The sequence below is a fragment of the Wolbachia endosymbiont (group A) of Opomyza germinationis genome, from assembly GCF_964264765.1.
Lineage (GTDB): Bacteria > Pseudomonadota > Alphaproteobacteria > Rickettsiales > Anaplasmataceae > Wolbachia > Wolbachia pipientis.
Map to the genome: position 1 here is coordinate 787,484 of NZ_OZ183482.1, position 22,123 is coordinate 809,606.

Here is a 22,123-nt window from a genome sequence, read left to right on the forward strand (position 1 = left end):
ACTTTGCCTAAGTTGGATTTTCACCAACTGTATTCTAAACGCTTACTTGGCGCACCCATAACAAAAATGCCTGAAAAACGTTAATAATTATATACTATTATTAATAATTATTCAACCATATTTTAAGCTTACAATTTTGAGCTTAACTGACGCTTATGGATAGGGGCAACTCTATCACCCTGTGTTATGTTTATTTTCTAACGGACGCTGATTTTTGTATCGTAATTTCTTGCTATAAATTGGTTATATAAGAGCTGGCTTCTAAAATTTTATAACCCTAATTTGAATTAACAGACAGTAGAATCGAAAGATTATTACAAGGAGAAATCTACACAGATCGACCCTTTTGTGAATCTGCGTTTCTGCTTTCTTCAACTTGTTTTGCAAAAGATGTTTCCGGTTTCTGAAGTGGCTTAGCAATTTCACGCACAACGGCAATAACTGCTGTTAAAAACGTTTTTAACAATGCACCTAAAGCTCCACCAACTGCTTCCCTGCCATATATATGAGCTTGCTTTTCGTTACCGTCAGCAGTTTCCCCTGCCCTCCTTCTTGGATCCATCCTATGAGCAATCACCGAAAACAACACTCCCCTGATTGAAGACTTCACTTTTTCCTTTGCTTCGTGGACATCCCCATCTTTTGCTGTTTCATGTCCATGACTTAAGTGTTTAGCGTTCATTAGCTCCTTTTGTTGCTGGGCAAACATGCTACTTAATACTTCTTCTATCACTTGCTTTCTTCTCTTCTCTCTAACTCTTTTCATAGATTCTGATTTATCGCGAGTGTGTTTGGTAGTTTCAAATTCTGCATCAATATCTTCGGACGCAGCCTGACTATATAAAGTCTCTATGAGCCTGTCTATGCTTCGCTTTATTTGCATAGTCCTTTCGTAACTATCCGAATTATCAATTCCTTCGTCGATCTGATTTAGAATATCCTCAAAAACTTTCAAATAGTCTTGAATATACTGTATTATGTATTGCTTATCTTCCTCTTTGTGTTGTTCTTCTTGATTTTGCTGATTTTCATTTTCTAAACTTCTCTCTCTTTTATCATCGTTATTTTCTTCAATATTATCACCGTCTTCCTCGAAAAGGTTTTCGTCATTCATGATTTTTTTTAATTTAGTTAAAATTCTCACCAGTTATTATTGTATATGAAAAAATTAAATTAACATTAATGAAAAGCGTTTACAACTTCAGCACTATTTAAAACTACAGTAAAGCTGTCAAAAGTAACAGGATCATAATACCTCTCATACAATTCAACTGAACACCTAAGCCTTATCTTTTCCTTAGCATTAAAACTAATTTCATAATCATTATTAGAGTTTAGCATAGCAGAATTACGTAATAATTCATCAGCTAATACAGAGTCTAAAATTCCATTAATTTTTATCGTAATGTGTCTGCTTCCAGCACAATCGAGCACTTTCCTCCAGCCAAAAGAAGAAATATCTTTCACCTCTTCTCTGTTATTACGCAAAGTAAACCTTAGGTTTCTTATATTATTTAACACAATAAAATTATTGTCATGATCTTTAATTTTTAGCTGTAATTTGCTCATTATCACCTCCTTTTATTAAAATATCAAAATTAATTGTTGAATGTAAAATTTCATCGTGCTGATCCATAGCACAATTACTTTCTAAAATGGCCTCATTATTAAAACCTTCAATGCTCTTAAGTATCAAGTTAATATGCCTTATAATGGCAAACATACTGTCTATATGATAAGTATATATGTCGCATGAAAATCTTGCCTTTGTAGCAAAATTGGACAGCATATGCAGGTTATTATAATTCACTACACACAATCTCAGGTAAGGAATGGTGACCTGTTTAGGTAAGTAGTCATAAATGTTAGTAACATATTTCCTTAAATCAGAGTTTGCTTTTAGTGCTTCATAAATGCTACTGTACAACTCGTTTATAGCTTGAATTTTTTTCATAATTAACCCTCGAAAGATATATAGAAACTCGTCATCCCGCTGCTTGTTAGCGGGATCTATGTTAAGAGATACCGCGAATGAATCGCGGTATGACGATAAGGTTTATACCTCGTCATCCCGCTACTTGTTAGCGGGATCTATCCGTGACGGTATGACGTAGGACTGCTGTCATTCCGCTACGTGTTAGCGGCTGAGATACCGCGGCGGTATGACGATAAGGTTTATACCTCGTCATCCCGCTGCTTGTTAGCGAGATCTATCCGTAACGGTATGACGTAGTAGCCCAGTTTGAATGACCAGAAAGAGCTACAAAACAACCTTTGGTTCGCGAAATGGAGAATATACCTTCTTCACTTCAGATAAATGGCTACTTACCTCCGATTCACGATTTTTGTAAAGAGCAGAAACATGCCGCATAATACCTAGTTTTATCTGCTCAGGAACATTGTCATAACCAGCTTCGTATACAACATCAACTCTTATTGCATTCAAACAATTGAAAAACTCAACATAGCCCCCTACATCACTAAAATAATACTTAAGTGTACTCTTCTCTTGATTTTTAGACATCATTGCAGTAGCCAATACTATCTTACTCACAGGGCCATAGCTTAAATAGATCCTACGAGGTACATAATCTTCATATGAAACTTGCCATGTTTGTTTCACCAGTGACTTTTCCATATGCCATTCAGCGTAATCAGTTGCCATAAAAATTAGATCTGAAATCAACTTATCATCCTGGTCGTTCTCAATGCGTAAAAAAGATTTAACCTCTTCTAAAGTAACTGGAAAAGATTCAGGCTTAGATTTACGTTGCACAGATATTCTTGGTGAAGTAGATCTTATTGACATAATAACCCTCCTTTTTGATATAGCTAGAATAAGTAAGGTTTACCTCGTGACAGCGTGGGGCAAATCTTACTTACTTTAGCTATGCAGCTTGCATGCAACATTAAGTTAAATTGGCGCAGCAACAACTCTGAGTGCTTTATCGTATGAATATATTAAGAAGAGAACGTATTAAAGCTGTTTCTCCTTTTTTGTTGATAAAATTTGAACTTATAGCATATTCAACTAGGCTGGATTTTAGTAGATTGACATTTTGAGAATGAATATTATTGAAGGTGGAGTTTAACTCTTTAGCAAGCAGACTGCGAAATTTTTGCACACTGTCATATGCGATATTTTCAAGTTCATGTGCAAATTTATCTTGAGCTATAGTTGTTATATCTTCAATTTCCTTATTAAACTCCTCTAGCTTTTTTTCGTTATTTTTAAAATTTTTCGTAAAAGTTTTCATATCAATTAAACTCAACTATTATTATGATTATAATGACAATGAAAAACTACCGAAGTAAAAAATTCACACTACTGTGTAACTTACAAATACTTTTTACTACATTCCAGCGTCACGCGCTGGAATCTATAGCAAGTGTACAAATTAAATTTTACAAACACCGTTGTGCTGAATCTTGAATATTCACTTCTTTCAATTCAGTGGTAGGTTTTGGTTCAGCGATGGGTTTTGATATTGTGTATGTAATGCCACCAGCTATCAGTGCAGATACCACAGAAGCTGCAACTATTAATAGAGCAGACAATCCGGAAGCAATACTAAGAGCAGCACCTACTGCTAACATAGCTGCAAGGCTCGCATAGGCAACTTTTGGGGAAAATTGTCTTTTTCCTACTTTTTCTAGTGACACTTCATTTGTTTTAGTTTTGCCCAGTTCACCATCAAGTGGTGTGTTTTCATTCTCCAGACTTCTTATTTTTTGTGTTAGTGATTCATTCTCTTTATTGAATTCTTTCAACTTAGTCTCATGTCCAACTATGCAACTTTTTGATTCTGCTAGTTCCTTTTGCGCTTTTTCTAACAACACTTTTGTTTTAGAATGCTTATTTTCGTTTTCTTCTAATTCGCTATTAAGTGTTGTATTTTTACTTTCTAGATCTTGTATTTTTTGTTCTAGTGATTCATTCTCTTCATTGAGTTTCTCCAGTACTTCCAATTTAGTCTCATGTTCAGTGACACAATTTCTCAATTCTGTTAGTTCCTTTTGCGCTTTTTCTAATGGTACTTCGTTTTTTTTAGTTTTTGTTTTTTCTAATTCACCCTTAAGTGTTGTGTTTTCATTTTTTAGATTTTTTATTTCTTGTCTTAGTGATTCATTCTCTTCATTGAGTTTCTCCAGTGTGTCCAGCCTAGCTCCATGTCCAGTGATATAACTTTTCAATTCTGTTAGTTCCTTTTGCGCTTTTTCTAATGGTACTTCGTCTGTTTTAGTTTTTGTTTTTTCTAATTCACTATTAAGCGTTGTGTTTTTACTTTCTAGATCTTGTATTTTTTGTTTTAGCAATTCATTCTTTTTCTGCTCATCCTTTAGCTGAGTACGTAATTCTTTTAACTTAGCTTTACGTTTTTCAACCTTTTCTGCTTTTTCTGGAGTTTCCGTTGCGTTGTGTGTTTTGGAATGAGAAAAGGTACTAGGTACAACCTCAGATGGCTGATCACACATACTGTTTAGTCTATCTATTAGGTCTTCATCCTTTATCAATGAGCGATCTGCTCCATGCTTTATCAAAAGCTTTGCTAATTTTTTATTGTCATTTGCAAGAGCATAATATAAGGGAGTATGCTCAACTTTATCTTGTGCATTAACATTTGCTCCACCTTCTACTAGATATTCTGCAATCTCTACACAACCATATGCAGCAGCATAATGTAAAGGGGTCAGTCCATCTTTATCCTGTACATCAACTTTTGCTCCACATTTTACCAAAAGTTCCACTGATTCTTTATTGTTATCTGCAATAGCCCAATGTAAATGGGTCACGCCATCTTTATCTTGTGCATTAATATCTTCTCCATTTTCTAATATAGATTGGCCTAAAGCTTCAGATTCATCTGCATCAAAATATATTCCACTATCGCCACTATTACTTTTATTTAAAAAGGTCTGTTCCCCATTATATGTAGTATACTGCTCTGGATATTGACTGTGCAAGTCATTATGTTCTATGCGCTTCTGATTATTGGCAAGTCTTTGTTCTGCCTCTTGCAACTTTTGCGCCATAGCATCTCTTTCTCTTATAGCCTGTTCTTTTTCTAATGTATCATCTACTTTGTCTGTATTGTTTTCATTAACGATTGAGTTTGAAGAAGTCTGTTCATCCTCATCTTGTACATAGACTTTTTTGTTGTTTGGTGTAATTCTACTATTCTCTTCCTGATGTTTTGCACCCCATGCTTGTACTGCAGCAGTTACGTTATTTCCGTTCAAAGCTAAATTTCCTGGAGTTTTATTATTAGGCTGCAGTAAAGTGCCTTGTCTATAAGGTTGTCTTCTCGTAGCTCTTGTCTCAGCATAACGTTGTTCTCCTTCCTCTAACATTTTTATTATAGCCTTTTTACCTTCTACATCGCCGACAATATCCCTTGGAGTTCGGCCTTGACTATCTTTTAGTAAAGGATTTGCGTCATTATTCAATAAAAGCTGAACTATCTCTTGATGACCATGCAAAGCAGCAATGTGCAAAGCAGTTAGCTTAGACTTAGCTTCATCAAGTTCATATATTGGTTCATTAACTTTTGCTTCCTTTGCTAGTAGGAGTTTTACTATTGGTACACTGTTACATTCCACAGCAAGATGTACCAACATATAATTTACAATTTTGTCTGAATCTAATATACTGAACATCTTATCTATCTTCAAATTGTTATAAGTGCTATATACTATTGAGTCTGCATCTTTTAGCTTATTCCCTATTCTTTCAAGTAAATTATTCTCATTTAAACCTTCACTCTTGCTTACCTCATTTATTATTTCAAAAAACTTTTTCTTTTCCATTGCCGTAACCTTTCCTCTCAATTTATTTATTATTGCTGAACCATCTCACAAAAAAGTTAAGTTTGTCGAAATTCCATGTTTGATCTAAAAATTAGTCATAAACATTTTCTATGCAAGTAGCTGACACTGGTTCATTCTATAATGGTGTCACAGCAGTCCTACATCATGCCACCGCGAACCGTCATACCACGATTCATTCGCGGTATCTCATCCGCTAACTGTTCTCCCTCATCATACCGTCACGGTATCTCCAGATCCCGCTAACAAGTAGCGGGATGACGAGTTACTATACCACCGCGAACCGTTATACCGCGATTCATTCGCGGTATCTCATCCGCTAACTGTTCTCCCTCATCATACCGTCACGGTATCTCCAGATCCCGCTAACAAGTAGCGGGATGACGATTGTCAGGGTGTCATCCCAGCGCCCCTATGATGTCATCCGAGTAGCCGACACTGGTTCCTTTATGATGGCAGTGCCCCTATGGTGTCATTCCAGTGCTTGACACTGGAATCCAGCCTTTCCATAATCATCAAAACATTGTATTTTAACGTAAAACAGCTATTTTTATGCTCACCAACTTAATAAAATTCCTGGATCCCAGTGTCAAGCACTGGGATGACAAGATATAAACCTTATCGTCATGCCGTCGCGAACCGTCATACCGCCGCGGTATCTCCAGATCCCGCTGGGATGACGATTGTCGTTTAGCTATAAATATTTAAGAAATTTACCAAATGAAAAAAAAGGCAAAAGAAGCCCTGGGGTTATTATCTGCTTTAAAATATTGGCGTTTTTTATGTTTTAAACGCTTGACAAGCAAGATTTAGCTGCTTTTAATTGCAACTCACCTATGCTGCAAATGTTTAAGAAATTTACCAAGCAGAAAAAAAGACAAAGAATCCCCGAGTTAGCTAGTCTTTTACTATCTCTGTCGAGTATTGGCATTTTTTGATGTCTTGTAACGCTTTATAAGCGCGTTCAGCTTATTTAGATAAAAATCTAGATGTAGATGAAGTTTTGTAAAGACATACAGTATCTATATACTGCAAAAAATTGAACATAAGACGCCGATACATTAAGTAATCCTTACCTTTTAATCTGCAGATTGGCGAAAGCAAATACAATAGCTTCAGTTTCATGATAAGGGGGCTGGCGAGGTTTGTCAAGCAAGTTTTTTGTTTCTGCGGACTACCTAGATTAATATTATATAGAAGGTTTGCTGCCAATAAAGCCTAAACTTACCAAATACATTTCTGTAGATTCAGATCTACTTGACTTTGGTTTAAAGTATTTTACTGTTTTAAACATTTTTTTTAGCTCGTTACAAAAATCTTTGTCAGATTCTCCTTGGAAAATTTTTACTACAAACGTGCCACCATGACTCAAGAAATGCTTTGCAAAATTGAGCGCTGCTTCGCATAAAAGCATAATTCTGATATGATCCAACGATTTTAAACCACAAGATTCGGGCGCCATGTCAGATAAAATTACATCAAATTTTTGATCCTTGAATTTTTCTCTTAAAATTTCAAACTCATTGATAATATCACATTGTATAAACTCTACTCCATTAATTGCGTTCATTGGTTTTATGTCAAGAGCAACCACATTTGCACCTTTCTGAGATGCAACTTGTGACCATCCACCAGGAGAAGCACCAAGATCAATAATTTTTTGCCCTTCTTGGAATAATTTAAATTTGTTATCCATTTCTACCAGCTTATATGCTGAGCGTGACCTATAACCATCCTTGCTAGTTTTTTGCACATACTGATCATTCAAATGACGATGTAGCCACCTTGTTGAAGATAGTTTTCTGCCTCTAGCCGTCTTTACTCTAGTTTTTATTGCTAATACCCTACTTATTATTGATTATATCTTTAAGCTCTTTTTCAACTACTTCTTTTACCAGTGCATGTAGATATTTATTCAGCCATTCTGAGAGCTGAGGTTTTAAAAGAGATGTAACTAATTCTTCAACAGTAAGGTTCGCTTTTTTTTGTTGTTTATGCTGTAATTCGTTTTGCATTTTTCCAAGCAACGCTTTGATCTCTTCCATATTCTCTTTTAAAATTAGATGATCGTTATTTTGCGCTTGTAAGCCGCTATTACTCGCTTTGTTATTACTCATTTGGATATTATCGTACAAATAAATATCTTTTTTTTCTTCTGAATTGTAGCTATGGCCATTAAATTGGTTACTGTTGCAAGCCATTTCCTCACTTTGGTCATCATTATCAATGTCCTCTTTTTCATTATTTTCTTTTTTGCCATCTTCTTCTATTTCTTCTGGATACTCTTCCTCAAGGTATAGCACATCATCATTTTCATCCTTTATTTCTGCTTTATCGTTACTCGCGTTTTTACCCGATATAGCTTTTTTTATATCTTCTAGGATATCTTTTACAGATTGATTACCTTGTTCATCATGCATAGTGCTAATACCATTAAATTTAGAGGTTTATACTATTTATCATAAAAAGCAAGTTGTAAACACTAATCACATAATTGCTTTTTGCTTCAACTAAGTCTGAACGTGCTTTAAATAATGCATCTTCAGTGTCCAAAAGGTCAGATGTACTCTTTAAATTTAAGTTTACTTCTTGCTCAACTCCTTCCAATGCTAGAGCTGCTGCTTTTTCCGCTTCTTGACTTGCTTTGATAATGGCCTTTGCTGTCAACACATTATTCCAAGCATTTACAACTGCTTGTTCTATATTTTTTACCGTTTCATAATAATCGTAGGTAGATTTTTTTGCATCCATTTTAGCTTTACTGACACCAAAAGCATTAACTCCTCTCTTAAAGATTGGAACATCAAGAGTAAAAACTACATGAACATTTTCTAATAGTTTGTCTACCTTCATACCATCCTCCCCAAAATTTTTGCTTGCACTTAGATTTAAAGAAGGAAGCCACTTGGAGCTTTCAGCAATCACTTCCATTCCGGCTGCTCTTTTTTGATAAATTGCTGCTTTTAGAGATAAATTATTGGTTTTTGCTAACTGTAAACATTCATTTAGCTCTGGAACAGAAGGTAGTTTATCATTAGCTTCAGAAAGGTCATCAGCATCTTCGCCAATCAAATGATAATAAGCAATATTTACCAACTTTAATTTACCTTCAGCATCAACTCTTTCGGATATAGAAGACGAAAATTTTGCTTTTGCTAACAAAACTTCAGCATTGGTTACCTCTCCAAGGGAAAAGCGTTTTTTCATAGCTGACAAATGTTCCAAAGAAACGCGTTCTTTATGTTCTCTGAGCTTTAATATTTCTGTCTTTTGTAAAACATTAACATATGCTTTCACAGCATTAAGTGCAAGCTCTTGTTTTAATTGCTGAAATCGCATCTTTTCTGCTTTGAGAAGATGGCTTGATCGACTGAATGTGGCAAAGGTACCACCGCCATCGATTAATTTCTGGCGCAATGTAAGTTTTTTTTCAGATGTATCAAGATTAAAGTTACTATCGAAATTGTATTGCAAATTAATGTCAGGTAAAAATCCAGCTAACCCAGAAGATTTATAGTGTTTTTCTGCGCTTTTATATTGGTAAAATTGAGACTTTATTTTTGAGCTATTTTTGATGGCTTTGCTTATCACTTCTCCCACATCGGTTGCATAGCAACTTATAGTATTAAAAATGATCGCAAGTGTGATAATCAATCGAAACATTCTAATTCCTATGCATATTGGTTGCGCAGCTCAATTACTAACATAAATTACTTTAATAATCAATAACTAATATTGTTGACACTATTGAGAAATTAAGTATATCATAGCTTACTATTGTTGGATCAAATAATGAAGACTTTTTTCTTAAAGAAGAAACAAATCAATAAAAAGTGGTTTGTCATAGATGCAGAAGGATTAGTGGTAGGGAGGCTTGCAGCATTTGTAGCGACACTATTACGTGGAAAGCATAAACCTGAGTATACACCTCATATGGATTGTGGCGATAATGTAATTATTATCAACGCAGAAAAGGTGCATTTCACCGGAAAGAAGCTTAAAGATAAAATTTACTATAAGCATACAGGTTATTCTGGTGGTTTGAAGAAAACTACTCCAGATAATATTTTAAATGGCAAATTTCCTGAGCGTGTAATAGAAATGGCAGTGAAAAGGATGCTTGATGATGGGCCTATGGCACGTAGACGCTTTGAAAATTTGTATGTTTATTCTGGTTCAGAGCATAAGCATCAAGGACAGCAACCTGAAAAGATAGATTTTGCCTCTTTGAATCGTAAAAATAAAAAGTAATGGAGTAAAAATGAAGAGTTCTACAATAAATAACAATGATTGGTCAGAAAAGACAATTAAATCAGCAGTTGATTCGCTTGGTCGTTTATATGCTACAGGCCGAAGAAAAGAATCTGTAGCAAGAGTATGGATAAAGCCGGGGAGTGGAAAATTTAGTGTTAACAAAAAAGGCGATCTAATTTCTTATTTTAAAAGAGAGTCAGTGTGCCAAATAGTAAAAATGCCATTTGTTGCAACTTCCACATTGGATAAATACGATGTATTTGCAACTGTAAAAGGTGGAGGGCTATCTGGTCAAGCAGGTGCTCTAGCTCATGGAATAAGCAGAGCTTTAAGTAGTGTAAGCCAAGATTTGCATTCTATACTACGTAATGGTGAGTTCTTAACTAGAGATTCACGTGTTGTTGAACGTAAGAAATATGGTCAACATAAAGCTCGGAAAAAGTGTCAATTTTCTAAGAGATAGTTATTTTATAGGGGTGTTTTTTTGTAAGTATTATACAAATATTTGCAAAAATGTATGATATCCTCTATTTTTGTGATGAATTTAGTTGACTATCGGTGTCAACATAATATGCTATTTATGTGATTTTTTCAATATTAAGGTAATTTATGAGTAAAGAAGATATAATAAAACAATTAAAGGAAGATTGTTCTAGTCAGAATATAGATATAACAAAATCTGATTTGAGCAAGATTCATGATGCGTTTATTAAAATAATAAAGAATGAGCTGCATGGGAAAGGTGAAATACGTTTGCATGGAATAGGAACATTTTCTACTGCTATCAGTCAGGAAAAACAATGTCGTAACCCCCAAAGTGGTCAGATCATGACTGTTCCTAAAAAGACAAGGGTAAAATTTAAAGCAAGCCAAACTCTTTTAAGTATTTTAAATGAGAAGGAAAAAGCAGCAGTTAGTTAGACATTGTCATTTTCATTGTTTTTACTACGCTGTGTAAGCCGTAAAATACAGCTTCGCTAATTAAATAGTGGCCTATGTTAAGAGCTGAGATGTGAGGTATTCTTTTCATCTTCTTAGCGTGTTTATAAGTTATGCCATGTCCTGCGTGGCATTCTATTCCTAATTTATTGACGTACTCTGCAGCATTAGTAATTAACTGTAACTTTTTTTCTGATGGATTATCACAGTAATCCCCTGTGTGAATTTCTATTATGTCAGGTTTTGTCCCTAGCTTTTCAAGATATTTTAGTTGATCAATATTTGGATCGATAAACAGTGAGACTTTTATGCTAGAGCTATGCATTTCCTCTATTATACTAGAAAGTTTACTGTGCATATTCACGATATCCAGGCCACCTTCGGTTGTTAATTCTTCTCTTTTTTCTGGTACTATACTAATCGAATAGGGTTTTACCTTTTTTGCTATTTCAAGCATTTCTTCCGTGGCTGCAATTTCAAGATTTAGCTCAGTGCTAATGCTTTTTTTTAGGTTAAATACGTCTTCATCTCTAATATGCCTTCTATCTTCTCGTAAGTGTACAGTAATAAAGTCTGCTCCAGCGTCAATGGCTATTTCTGCTGCTTTCAATGGATCTGGATAAGAAGTTCCACGTGCGTTGCGGAGGGTTGCAACGTGATCGATATTAACACCTAGTTTCACAATCTACCTCAGAAATTATTTATAGATTATACATGTTATTAGGTTTTTTGCATAGTCATTGTTTGACCTTATCCAGAAAAAGTGGAGAGAAAGAAAAGAGTTTTTTTGGGTAAAATAAAATTTTGGAGGATTAGAAATGGCAAGAGAATATACGGCAGAGTTCAAATTGGAAGCTGTTAAGCTGGCAAATGAACAAAGAAAGGTAGGTCAAACAATTACAAAAACAGCAAAGGATTTAGGAATAAAGGGTGGTTTATTAGGAAAATGGATAAAGAAACACAACGAAAAAAAGTCGGCAGCAGATGCATTTCCAGGTAGAGGTAACATGGCTCCTTACGACAAAGAGAGATTTGATTTACAGAAAGAGTTAGCAAAAGTAACAAGGGAAAGAGACATTTAAAAAAAAGCCCTGGCCAGTCAAAAAGAGTAAAATATTTTTTTATAAAAGAGTATAGTAACTGCTATAAAGTACAGGAATTATGTAGGATTTTCTGCTAGTGGCTACTATAAGTGGACCACAAGAAAAATAAGCAGTAGAGAATCAGCAAATAAAGAGCTACTCGCAGCTATTCAAAAAATATATCAAGTTTCTAAATGTAGATATGGAGCTCCTAAAATTCATGCTGAATTAAAGGCTTTGGGTAAAAGTTGCAACTTAAAAACGGTGCAAAGTATTATGCAGAAAAATGACATCAGGGCTATACTGAGAAGAAAGTTTAAAATTAAAAAACAACAAACAGATAATAGAGCTGTAGCTCCCAATATACTAGATCAAAACTTTATTGTTGATCAACCAAATAAAGTATGGGATTACTTACATCAAAACCAAGGAGGGATGGCTATATTTGGCAGCAATAATTCTCACGTATGGTAGTTAATGAGTAGTGCAATAAATAAACAATTGGTTATGAACTCTTTATTAATGGCCATTAATAGGCGTAAACCTGTTAAAAATCTACTGCTGCACAGTGACCAAGGTTCACAATATACTGCGCAAGGGTATCAATATCTCTTAGCTGTAAAGAATATAGATGAGTAATAAAGGCTGTTGTTACGACAATTCTGTTGCAGAAAGCTTCTTTAGCTCATTGAAAAGAGAAATACTTATTGATACTTCACAACACTCTGCTCAACAAACTAGAACTGCAATATTTGAATACATAGAAATTTTTTATAACAAACAACGTCACTATTAACTATTGCATTCCAGAACAATTTGATGCATCATTCTTTTTGTAAAAAACATTCCACACTTTCTCTCCACTTTTTCTGGGTAAGGTCATTTTTGCCTTGACCAAGAAAAAATTCAGCTATTGCCTTACTTTCTCTTGCAACAACTTCTTCCTTAACAATTTTTCCTTTCTCATCAACGATACTTATAAAAGTTTCTTTTAGTGAGATCGCTATAATATTCCATGAGACTGCTCCTACTAATAAAAGTTTAAATTATTTTTGAAGAACTTATTCTACTGAATTCGTTACTTCGTGCTAAAATAATGGACTCCATCATTCAACAGCAATTACAGTATGTTTACCCTTTTTCTTGTTATTTTTCTAATCTATAGCTAGCGTTCAAAACCATATTCGAAAATACGTTTTCGGATTTTTTTTAATGCTGTTTATTTCATCCTCAACATCGTCTCTACCTTTATGAACTAAGTAGCAGCATTAAAAATTATAACGTACCCCTATCTCTAGAGTTGCATCTGGTATTTGTTTTGCTTTTATACCACTTAGTTGCCCACCCATGGTCATACCAACTGCACCAATTATCTGCGGAGTAATTTCATAATCAACACCTAACTTTAGTTTATAGGAAATAGAACTCAGTATTTTATCTACTACAGATGAACCAGCAGCTTCACCACCTGATTCTGGAGCACCTTGTGTTTCTTCTTCCTTTTCTTTTTCTTCTTGTGAACTATTGCCATCACCATCAACTGTATCACTAACACCAAAGCCAAAAGGTGTTATTTGGAGATATCCTCCTAAACCTCCGCTGACATATAGTTTAACGGGATCAATATCAAGGTCAGGATAGAAGCGGTAGTTTGCCAATAAGCTAGCTCCTATGCTCTTTAATGACTTAATATTACTGAGAACCTCAAGTTCAAATTTAGAGTTTTGGTCATAATGGTAACCAAGAACAACACCAGGTTTCATTTTAAAGCCACCACCCCAACCAGCACCAAAGTTTAAACCTGCATAGTACTTATCTTCTGACTTACTTGCACTATTACTAGCTGCACCTGCTAGAGATGAAGTAAGCAACACAGCCAAAACGCACAATCTCTTTATTTTCATATAACTCCTCATACAAAAAAATATATAATGCATAAGTATATATCCTTTATATTAAAAAAGATATAACTACATGTCAAAAAAAGTATAGCCATAAAATCAGATTATATAAAACGTACTACTCAGGTCTTTTATATAACTATATTTACTATCTTATTTGGTACAGCATATACAGTGCGAACTTTGCTTTGATCGATCTTACTGGACACAGAGTCTATCGCTATTTTCTTCAATTCTTCTTGAGGTAAGTTAATTGCCACCTTGATTGTTGTACGTAATTTTCCATTGATTTGCACTGCTATAGTTACCGTATCGTCAACTAATAATGATTCATCAGCTTTTGGCCAAGGTTGACCTCCTATTTCTTGCCATAGGCTTTCAGCTAGATGTGGTATGAATGGTTCGATTACTCTGATTAATATACATATACCTTCATCAATAAGAGATTTTCCAGTTTTTACGTCTATTTCAGCTATTAAATTCGTCATCTCACGAAATTTTGCCACTACACAGTTTAATCTGCAGTTTTCCAAGTCATCTGTAAGTCCGTGTAAGAGTTTATGAATTTTTTTTCTGTACTCTAGAAGTCCACCCGTAACATTTTCATTATCATAGTGTATATTTACAGGTCTTAGCTGCATGACCATACGCCACAATTTATTTACATAACGAGAACAACCTTCCACGCCATCATCGGACCATTCCATATCTTTCTCCGGAGGAGTGTCGGACAACACAAACAAGCGAGCAGTATCAGCACCATACTTTTCTATGATAAAGTTTGGGTCAACTGTATTCTTTTTCGATTTGCTCATTTTTTCAACTTTGCCCACTTGAACTTTTGCACCTCGCGCTATTAATTCTTTTGCTTCTGCGGGAAATAGCCACTTACCATTTTCGTCTTTATAAGTTGCATGGCAGACCATTCCTTGAGTGATTAAAGTAGAGAAAGGCTCTTTAATATCAAAATAGCCACATTTGGTTAAAGCACGGCAGAAAAATCTTGAATAAAGCAAATGCAGAATTGCATGTTCTATCCCACCTATATAATAATCAACAGGCATAAAACGATTACATGCATCTTTGTCTATTGATTTATCTTCACTACAGAATGCAGCAAAATACCAGGAAGATTCAAAAAAGGTGTCGAATGTATCAGTTTCACGCTCTGCTTGCTTTCCGCACTTTGGACAATCAACAAATTTCCAAGTTGGGTGCTTATCCAGCGGATTGCCACCACTTGTAAATTCTACATCTATTGGTAGAACTACAGGAAGGTCTTTTTCTGGCACTGGAACAGTTCCGCAATCTTTGCAATATATGATAGGTATAGGGCATCCCCAATAACGCTGCCTTGAAACTCCCCAATCGTGCAAACGATAGTTTATTGTTTTTTTGCCTATTTTTTTTTCTTCAAATTTTTTAACTATGGCTTCCTTTGCTTCACTAACCATTAATCCGTTTAAGAATTCGGAGTTAAACATTGTCCCGTCTCCAGTATACGCCTCCTTTGTCATCTGAGTAGCTTGACACTGGGATCCATTGTAAGAATTCTGGTCACGCGCTGGAATGACACCTAAGTGGGCTGAAGAAATAACGGGAATTATCGGCAAATTATATTTCTGTGCAAATTCAAAGTCACGCTGATCATGTGCAGGGCAACCAAAAATCGCGCCTTCCCCATATTCCATCAACACAAAATTCGCTATGTAAAGCGGCAATTCCTTATCAAGAAATGGATGTTTGACGTTTAATCCGGTGTAAACTCCTATTTTTTCATCGTTCTCTCTTTTTGATTTTATTTCCTGGATCCCAGTGTCAAGCACTGGGATGACAACAGAAGAACCATTCTTTAAATCCTGCACAATAGGATGCTCTGCTGCCACTGCACAAAAAGAAGCCCCAAACAAAGTATGAGGATAAGTTGTAAAAACTTTTAATTTCTTATTCAGGCCAACTACTTCAAACTCTATAGTTGCTCCTTCAGATTTTCCTATCCAACGCTCCTGCATTGTTTTGACTTTTTCTGGCCAATTTTTCAAACTTTGCAGGCACTTGAGTAAATCTTCAGCGAAATCAGTAATCTTTAAAAACCATTGGGACAACTTACGTTTTTCAACAACTGCACCTGATCGCCATCCTTTTCCATCAACCACCTGTTCATTTGCAAGCACTGTTTGGTCCACTGGATCCCAGTTAACCCATGACTCTTTTCGATAGGCAAGCCCATGCTTTAAAAAATCCAGGAAAAATTTTTGTTCGTGTTTATAATAGTCAGGTTCACATGTGGAGAGTTCACGCTCCCAATTATAAGAAAGACCTATAGATTTCAACTGTGTACGCATATTATCTATATTCTCTTTTGTCCATGTTTCGGGGCTAATATTGTTATCCCTTGCTGCATTCTCAGCTGGTAATCCAAACGCATCCCAGCCAATTGGATGCAAAACCTCAAATCCATTAGCTCTCTTGTAACGCGCTATCACATCCCCTATTGCATAGTTACGTAAGTGTCCCATATGAATTTTACCAGATGGATATGGAAACATTTCCAACACGTAACACTTTTCTTGTTTACCACTCTTGCTTACAGAAAAATCCCATTTATCTTGATAAAATTTTTCAACACTTTTAAAATCATATTTCATATAAATCCAAATTCAATTACAGTTCATATGCATCAAAGGATCAACCGCTTGGCCATTATGTCGTATTGTGAAACACATCTGTGGATCTTTATCTTGTGTGCTTGATTTACCTGCAGATCCAATTACTTGACCTTGCTTTACTTTATCGCCAATTTCAACATGTATGTTTTTTAAATAGGAGTACACAGTCATGTAATTATCTTTGTGTTCCACTATAATTAAATTCCCATACCATCTCAGCCCTTTGCCTACATATATCACTTTGCCTGGTGCAGAGGAAACTACGTTCGTTCCATTTTGAGCAGCAATTTTTATGCCATCCTTACACATTTCATCAGAAGAGGTAGCTGAACCTTTAACTGGCATTACAAATTTACAATTTACCCCCACATTTTGTGTATTATTGTTATCTTTGTATATCCTATTTATGATGGCTTTTCTACTTTCTTTTTGCACTGAAGGCTCCCTAATTAAATGGTACTCTCTTGTATATTCCAGATCTCTTTTTCCGTAAAATTCTTCGCCTTTAAGCAGCACAGGTGCAGGTTTTTGCAGGCCACAGCCTATTAATATTGCTAATAACATAAGAAATGAGGCTATATGCCACATTTTAAACTCTCACAAAACTCCAAAATTTTAGCGAGACGTAGTGTTTCACGCCTGCTTGTTACTTTCCTCGTTATTTATTTTACTAGTTAAATAGTCCCTCAAATCGGTGAGTTCTTGCAACAAATTCTTTGTGACTTTTATATCATTACCAAATTCTTTTTGCACTCCTTTTATTGTATATCCTTTATCATATAGCATGTATTTTACTTTCTTTATGGCCTCTATACACTTGCGATCATATAGCCTTCTTCCTTTACGCTTTGTAGGCTTAATTTGATGAAATTGACCTTCCCAAAATCTCAAAACATGCTGTTCCAAATGTAGCTCTTCAGCTACTTCCCCAATCGTATAAAATAATTTTTCCTTGTTCATTAATTATTGATTGATTTTTTTATAATTTTTGAAGGCCTAAAAGAAACTGAATTTCTTGCCTGAATCATCACTTTCTCCGATGTATTTGGTATATTTCCTGGTCTTTCCTTCTTTTTCTTAACCAAGAATGTTCCAAATGACGATATTTTTACTATTCCATCCTTTACCAAGCTTGTCTTTATTTCGTCCAATATATCATCTATTATCGAAACAGAGTCTTCCTTTGATAATCCTATTTCTTGGTTTATATCTCCAGCTATCGTTGCCTTAGTTACTGTTGTGTCTTTTGTTGTAACGTGATCCATTATTGATAAATATTACAATACGTAAATATAATATAGCAATCGACTCGAGATTCAGCTACTTTATTTTTTAGAGTATGTCTCTTTTGTTGCATAATTTAAAATACCGGCAACTATCAATATCGCAAATATTGCAAAAAGTTCCATTTTATGATCTGTAAAAAGTGCTAACATTGACACTATAACTCCACTGCCAATAAACATAAATCCATTGATAATGGATGATGATGTGCTGATGTATTTTCGTTTCACAATCTCGCTGCCGACAGTAAAATTAAGCATATGTCCTCCCGCAAAAAACCCGAACATTAACATACAAAAGTACACAACGTGGACTGTTAAATGGCTGTATAGTAAAATAATAATTGAGACGCCTTGCAATAAAGCAAAAGCAGAAATTACATGTTTCCTATTTTTAAATAAGTTTGAGATTCGATCTGCAATTGGAGCACCAACTGCAAGACCAAGCCATAGTATTGCAGTTGCTATACCTGACTCCATTGCATTGAGTTCTGAGTTGCCCAGTAACCTTGGAGCCCACAAGGTATTAAGTGCTAAAAATGTTCCAAAAGTAATAGCACCCACCACTGAAGTTATCCAGATATCTCTTAATTTTAGCACTGTTAATATAGAGCACATTACTGTCTTCATAGAGCTTTTTATTGTGCGCTTTTCTGAGCTGCTTTCTGGAAGTGTGTTTGGACAAAAAAGCGTAAGTACAAATATCAACACACCAAATAGTATTATGCATACAATCAGATTTTTCCAATATGCATCTTCGGCAAGCAAGTTAGAGAACAGTATTTGAATTACCAAAGCAGAAAGGCTTGAAATTGTCTGCACTAGTGAAAACATTAGTCCAAATTGGGCAGCGGAAAAACATATGCTACTTGTGTGAGCAGCACCAATAAAACCAAATGATGCTCCAGTTGCAATCAACACTTGAGACAAAATCAAATGGGAGAAATTGTCACTATTAATAAGGACAAAAAACCCCAAGATCATAGTTGATAACGAGAAAAAATAAATTTTTTTACTGGAAAAAACATTAAACGTTGCTCCACTAAAAAATTGTAAGATGGCGAAAGTCCAAGTATATGCTGAATTAGCCAGTGCAACTTGCGCGATTGTAAGTCCAAGTTCCTTTTCGAGATTTACACTTATAAAGGTATAAATTATCTGCATGTTGCTGAATATAACAACCAAGTTACTAATCAGCCAAATGAACCAAGCCTTAGCTCTGCTTTCCATAAGATTTATTTTTATAAGTAATCTATTAGAAATTTAACACTAAGTCTCTTTTTAAGCTATTGTTTCCTGACTACTGTTATAGCTAACCCAAAAAACGGTTTCCCTACGTCATGCCGCCGCGGTATCTCTTAGCCGCTAACAAGCAGCGGGATGACGATTGTCAGGGTGTCATCCCAGCGCCCCTATGATGTCATCCGAGTAGCCAACACTGGTTTCCATCCAAGACGGTGTCATTCCAGTGCTTGACACTGGAATCCAGACTTTAATTGTTATACTTGTAAATAATCTGGTGAAAATAAACGTTCATCTCAAAATGCAGTATTTTTGTTGAAATAGCTCAACTGGATCCCAGTGTCTGGGCACTGGGATGACACCATAGGAGGCTACTTGGATGACAAAAAAAGGAGCACTGGGATGACAGCAGTCCTACGTCATACCGCCGCGGTATCTCTAGATCCCGCTAACAAGCAGCGGGATGACGAGCTTATCGTCACGCCGCCACGAACCGTCATACCGCGATTCATTCGCGGTATCTCAGCCGCTAACAAGTAGCGGGATGACGGTTGTCAGGGTGTCATGAAAGTAGCTGACACTGGAATCCAGAAAAAAAGAAATATGTATCAGCTACTTTCATTTGCTGCGCCTCGAAAATAAACGTTCATGTAGCTAAGCCATAAATCCAGTATAAAGACCTTTAATCATTGGCTTCGTAGTACTTCTCAACCAACTTATTAAGTAACCTTACACCAAAACCTACTGCTCCTCTTGGACAAATGTCAGTACCTTTCTCGTGCCAAGCAGTGCCTGCGATATCTAAATGTGCCCAGCAAGTTTCATTCACAAAACGCTGTAAAAACTGTGCAGCCATTATGCTATCTCCACCAGAGCCTGCAGGAGCGATGTTTTGAACATCAGCAATCGGTGAATCAATAATTTTGTCATAAGTTTCATTCATAGGAAAACGCCATAACTTCTCATTTACTTCATTTCCTGCATCAATCAGACGGTTTGCTAATTCATCATTATTTGAAAAAAGACCAGCATATTCGTTATTTCCAAGTGCAACCACTATAGCACCAGTTAAAGTTGCAAGATCAATCATAAATTTTGGTGAGAATCTATCTTGCGTATACCATAAAGCATCTGCAAGTATGAGCCTTCCTTCTGCATCGGTGTTCAACACTTCTATTGTTTGTCCAGACATTGAAGTTACTACATCACTTGGTCTTTGAGCATTACCACCCACTGCATTTTCTGCAAGTGCGACCACACCGATCGCATTTACTTTTGCTTTTCGTCCTGCTAAAGCATGCATCACCCCAACCACAGTAGCAGAGCCTGCCATGTCATATTTCATTGACTCCATACCACGTGAAGGTTTGAGTGATACTCCACCAGTGTCAAACGTTATACCTTTACCAACAAAAGCTATAGGCTTTTGTTCTTTAGAAGCTCCATTCCATTTTATCACTACTAATTTTGGTTCTTTACTACTTCCTTGTGCAACTCCAAGCAAGGCTCCCATTTTTTTCTCTTCCATCTGCTTTTTATCAAGCACCTCGATTTCAAGGCCAAGCTTAGTAAGTTCTTTTTTTATATGATCAGCATAGGATTCTGGATATAGAATGTTAGGAGGCTCTGTTATAAAAGAGCGCGCAAGGAATATACTCTCACCTTCTTGCCTTAAGTGCTCAAATGATCTTTCAGCATTACTTAATTGTTCATCTTTTACTAATACGGTAATCTCCTCTACCTCTGTAATTTTCTCATCCTTTTTAGTTTTATACTTATCAAACTTAAAACTACGCAGAAACGCACCATATGCAACATTTGCTGCACTACCTTCGATTAAAACCGCTGCTTTTTTAATTTTTAATCTGCTTAGCTCACAATATATTTTACCACCAATATTTAATTCTTTATTTTCATTCCATTCATCCTTCTTACCCAGTCCAACAACTATAACATTTTTTTCTTCTGGCAAAGCAGTAGAGAAAAATTCACCAAAACTTCCATTGAAATCGCTAAATTGCTTTATATTATCTATGACCTGTTTTCCTTGCAAAACTCCGCCATCATTTACGGTTTCGTTGTCTTCAAATAAACCCATTACTATTGTTTTAAAATCGGGCGAAATTTTAGAAATTGTTATTTTCATTGCTGGTATCTCCGTTGCAAATAATTGTAAACTGTACATAAAACATAGCAAAAACATCAGTAAGATATTTTTCATATACATCCTAAGTACAATAACACTTAAGTTTACTATGGACTCCCTTACATGCAAGGTTTTTTATCTTTTATTAGAGAACTTATTATATCCGCCCAAGGTAATGTTAAACGTATAGGTTTTTATGACCTGATCACTGTAAGTAAATGGTGTTATGAGAAGGCTTGCAAGCCCATTACTAACAAAATCTTCAAGAACAGGATCAGCGCAATTATCGCAATTATGGTCAGCAAAAAACATTTGCGTTGTGAATTCTGGAAAATCCGGATGTTGAACTAGAAAGTTGATATGTGGAGCTCTATCACCAATTTTACCAGGTGCTATCGTAATAAAATTATAATAGCCAAGATTATTCACTACAAACCTTCCTGATCCAGCAAAATTCAGATCATCCTCTATATTCTTATCGTAATGGTTCACGCCGCGTGAATTCGCGTGCCATATAGAAACTACAGCATTTTGTATTGGTAAGCAGTTTATATCAGTAATTCTACCCACTATGTGTATTAATTCCCCTATTGCACTATTTGGAGAACCAGGTTTCCTTCTTAAATTGTTTGAAGAGCTAAAATTTTTTGGCCTTGCATCAAGGTCATATATTTCCGGAGTTTTAATGCAGTTGAGCAAAACAGGATCAGCTGCAAATAGCGGCAAACTGAATATCATTTGTACTAAAAGTGCTAACAAGATATTTTTCACATTCATTTCA

At 35.5% G+C, this 22,123-nt stretch carries 25 protein-coding genes; 7 read left to right on the forward strand and 18 right to left on the reverse strand.

Going from position 1 to position 22,123, the window contains the following annotated elements:
- Positions 1-328: 328 nt before the first annotated feature.
- The 9 genes from ACFEL3_RS03895 to ACFEL3_RS03935 all read right to left on the reverse strand — a co-directional run bounded on the left by ACFEL3_RS03895 (position 329) and on the right by ACFEL3_RS03935 (position 9,489).
- Entirely contained in the window at positions 329-1,114 is a 786-nt protein-coding gene (locus ACFEL3_RS03895) for a hypothetical protein (protein WP_070356729.1), read from the reverse strand.
- Between the two features lie 65 nt (positions 1,115-1,179).
- Positions 1,180-1,569 carry a phage tail tube protein gene (locus tag ACFEL3_RS03900; RefSeq protein WP_010962351.1) on the reverse strand — a complete coding sequence of 130 codons (390 nt, stop codon included), beginning with the start codon at positions 1,567-1,569 and terminating at the stop codon, positions 1,180-1,182.
- Positions 1,544-1,954 carry a hypothetical protein gene (locus tag ACFEL3_RS03905; RefSeq protein WP_010962350.1) on the reverse strand — a complete coding sequence of 137 codons (411 nt, stop codon included), beginning with the start codon at positions 1,952-1,954 and terminating at the stop codon, positions 1,544-1,546. The genes ACFEL3_RS03900 and ACFEL3_RS03905 overlap by 26 nt, the downstream gene beginning before the upstream one ends.
- A gap of 306 nt (positions 1,955-2,260) precedes the next feature.
- Complete coding sequence (locus ACFEL3_RS03910; RefSeq protein WP_095742630.1) at positions 2,261-2,809, reverse strand: head-tail connector protein; 549 nt, start codon at positions 2,807-2,809, stop codon at positions 2,261-2,263.
- Positions 2,810-2,945: 136 nt separating this feature from the next.
- Positions 2,946-3,257, reverse strand: a complete 312-nt coding sequence (locus ACFEL3_RS03915) for a hypothetical protein (protein ID WP_015588824.1) — start codon at positions 3,255-3,257, stop codon at positions 2,946-2,948.
- A 148-nt stretch (positions 3,258-3,405) separates the two neighbouring features.
- Entirely contained in the window at positions 3,406-5,808 is a 2,403-nt protein-coding gene (locus tag ACFEL3_RS03920) for an ankyrin repeat domain-containing protein (protein WP_265018025.1), read from the reverse strand.
- Positions 5,809-7,015: 1,207 nt separating this feature from the next.
- Entirely contained in the window at positions 7,016-7,594 is a 579-nt protein-coding gene (locus tag ACFEL3_RS03925) for an RlmE family RNA methyltransferase (RefSeq protein ID WP_010962344.1), read from the reverse strand.
- 76 nt (positions 7,595-7,670) lie between these two features.
- Entirely contained in the window at positions 7,671-8,246 is a 576-nt protein-coding gene (locus ACFEL3_RS03930) for a PopZ family protein (RefSeq protein WP_375316744.1), read from the reverse strand.
- 19 nt (positions 8,247-8,265) lie between these two features.
- The gene (locus ACFEL3_RS03935) at positions 8,266-9,489 is read right to left on the reverse strand and encodes a TolC family protein (RefSeq protein ID WP_375316745.1); all 1,224 of its coding nucleotides are present in this window, start codon (positions 9,487-9,489) and stop codon (positions 8,266-8,268) included.
- Between the two features lie 129 nt (positions 9,490-9,618).
- Here ACFEL3_RS03935 and rplM point away from each other — a divergent pair, with 129 nt between their 5' ends.
- The 3 genes from rplM (at position 9,619) to ACFEL3_RS03950 (ending at position 11,001) form a co-directional block, all read left to right on the forward strand.
- Entirely contained in the window at positions 9,619-10,077 is a 459-nt protein-coding gene (gene rplM, locus ACFEL3_RS03940; protein ID WP_265039604.1) for a 50S ribosomal protein L13, read from the forward strand.
- Between the two features lie 10 nt (positions 10,078-10,087).
- Positions 10,088-10,543 (forward strand): 30S ribosomal protein S9, encoded by a 456-nt coding sequence (rpsI, locus tag ACFEL3_RS03945; RefSeq protein ID WP_006279875.1) that lies wholly within the window; start codon positions 10,088-10,090, stop codon positions 10,541-10,543.
- Between the two features lie 146 nt (positions 10,544-10,689).
- Complete coding sequence (locus tag ACFEL3_RS03950) at positions 10,690-11,001, forward strand: HU family DNA-binding protein (protein ID WP_010082594.1); 312 nt, start codon at positions 10,690-10,692, stop codon at positions 10,999-11,001.
- Here the strand turns inward: ACFEL3_RS03950 and ACFEL3_RS03955 are convergent.
- Positions 10,994-11,701 carry a pyridoxine 5'-phosphate synthase gene (locus tag ACFEL3_RS03955; RefSeq protein ID WP_265018024.1) on the reverse strand — a complete coding sequence of 236 codons (708 nt, stop codon included), beginning with the start codon at positions 11,699-11,701 and terminating at the stop codon, positions 10,994-10,996. The genes ACFEL3_RS03950 and ACFEL3_RS03955 overlap by 8 nt on opposite strands.
- A 136-nt stretch (positions 11,702-11,837) precedes the next feature.
- Between ACFEL3_RS03955 and ACFEL3_RS03960 the strand changes: the two genes are divergently transcribed.
- The 4 genes from ACFEL3_RS03960 (at position 11,838) to ACFEL3_RS03975 (ending at position 12,897) form a co-directional block, all read left to right on the forward strand.
- Complete coding sequence (locus ACFEL3_RS03960) at positions 11,838-12,101, forward strand: transposase (RefSeq protein ID WP_236515149.1); 264 nt, start codon at positions 11,838-11,840, stop codon at positions 12,099-12,101.
- Between the two features lie 177 nt (positions 12,102-12,278).
- A complete protein-coding gene (locus ACFEL3_RS03965) occupies positions 12,279-12,575 on the forward strand; it encodes an IS3 family transposase (RefSeq protein WP_094189604.1) in 297 nt (98 codons plus the stop codon).
- Positions 12,576-12,608: 33 nt separating this feature from the next.
- Entirely contained in the window at positions 12,609-12,740 is a 132-nt protein-coding gene (locus ACFEL3_RS03970) for a transposase family protein (RefSeq protein WP_167347065.1), read from the forward strand.
- Positions 12,733-12,897, forward strand: a complete 165-nt coding sequence (locus tag ACFEL3_RS03975; protein ID WP_010082072.1) for an IS3 family transposase — start codon at positions 12,733-12,735, stop codon at positions 12,895-12,897. Before ACFEL3_RS03970 ends, ACFEL3_RS03975 begins: the two co-directional genes overlap by 8 nt.
- Positions 12,898-13,369: 472 nt before the next feature.
- On the opposite strand, the gene ACFEL3_RS03980 is transcribed toward ACFEL3_RS03975, so the two are convergent.
- The 8 genes from ACFEL3_RS03980 to ACFEL3_RS04015 form a co-directional block, all read right to left on the reverse strand.
- Positions 13,370-14,005 (reverse strand): membrane protein, encoded by a 636-nt coding sequence (locus ACFEL3_RS03980; RefSeq protein WP_010962341.1) that lies wholly within the window; start codon positions 14,003-14,005, stop codon positions 13,370-13,372.
- Between the two features lie 128 nt (positions 14,006-14,133).
- Positions 14,134-16,650: a leucine--tRNA ligase gene (gene leuS / locus ACFEL3_RS03985; RefSeq protein WP_010962340.1), complete on the reverse strand. Its 2,517-nt coding sequence runs from the start codon at positions 16,648-16,650 to the stop codon at positions 14,134-14,136.
- A 12-nt stretch (positions 16,651-16,662) separates the two neighbouring features.
- Positions 16,663-17,259, reverse strand: coding sequence for a murein hydrolase activator EnvC family protein (locus tag ACFEL3_RS03990; RefSeq protein ID WP_006279879.1), 597 nt, complete (start codon positions 17,257-17,259; stop codon positions 16,663-16,665).
- A 45-nt stretch (positions 17,260-17,304) separates the two neighbouring features.
- Complete coding sequence (locus tag ACFEL3_RS03995; protein ID WP_006279880.1) at positions 17,305-17,631, reverse strand: MerR family transcriptional regulator; 327 nt, start codon at positions 17,629-17,631, stop codon at positions 17,305-17,307.
- Complete coding sequence (locus ACFEL3_RS04000; RefSeq protein ID WP_006279881.1) at positions 17,631-17,936, reverse strand: integration host factor subunit alpha; 306 nt, start codon at positions 17,934-17,936, stop codon at positions 17,631-17,633. The genes ACFEL3_RS03995 and ACFEL3_RS04000 overlap by 1 nt, the downstream gene beginning before the upstream one ends.
- A gap of 60 nt (positions 17,937-17,996) precedes the next feature.
- Positions 17,997-19,184, reverse strand: coding sequence for an MFS transporter (locus ACFEL3_RS04005; RefSeq protein WP_138264764.1), 1,188 nt, complete (start codon positions 19,182-19,184; stop codon positions 17,997-17,999).
- A 694-nt stretch (positions 19,185-19,878) separates the two neighbouring features.
- Positions 19,879-21,342 carry a leucyl aminopeptidase gene (locus ACFEL3_RS04010; protein ID WP_233395611.1) on the reverse strand — a complete coding sequence of 488 codons (1,464 nt, stop codon included), beginning with the start codon at positions 21,340-21,342 and terminating at the stop codon, positions 19,879-19,881.
- Between the two features lie 135 nt (positions 21,343-21,477).
- On the reverse strand, positions 21,478-22,119 hold the full coding sequence (locus ACFEL3_RS04015) for a protocatechuate 3,4-dioxygenase (protein WP_010962336.1): 642 nt from the start codon (positions 22,117-22,119) through the stop codon (positions 21,478-21,480).
- Positions 22,120-22,123: the final 4 nt, after the last annotated feature.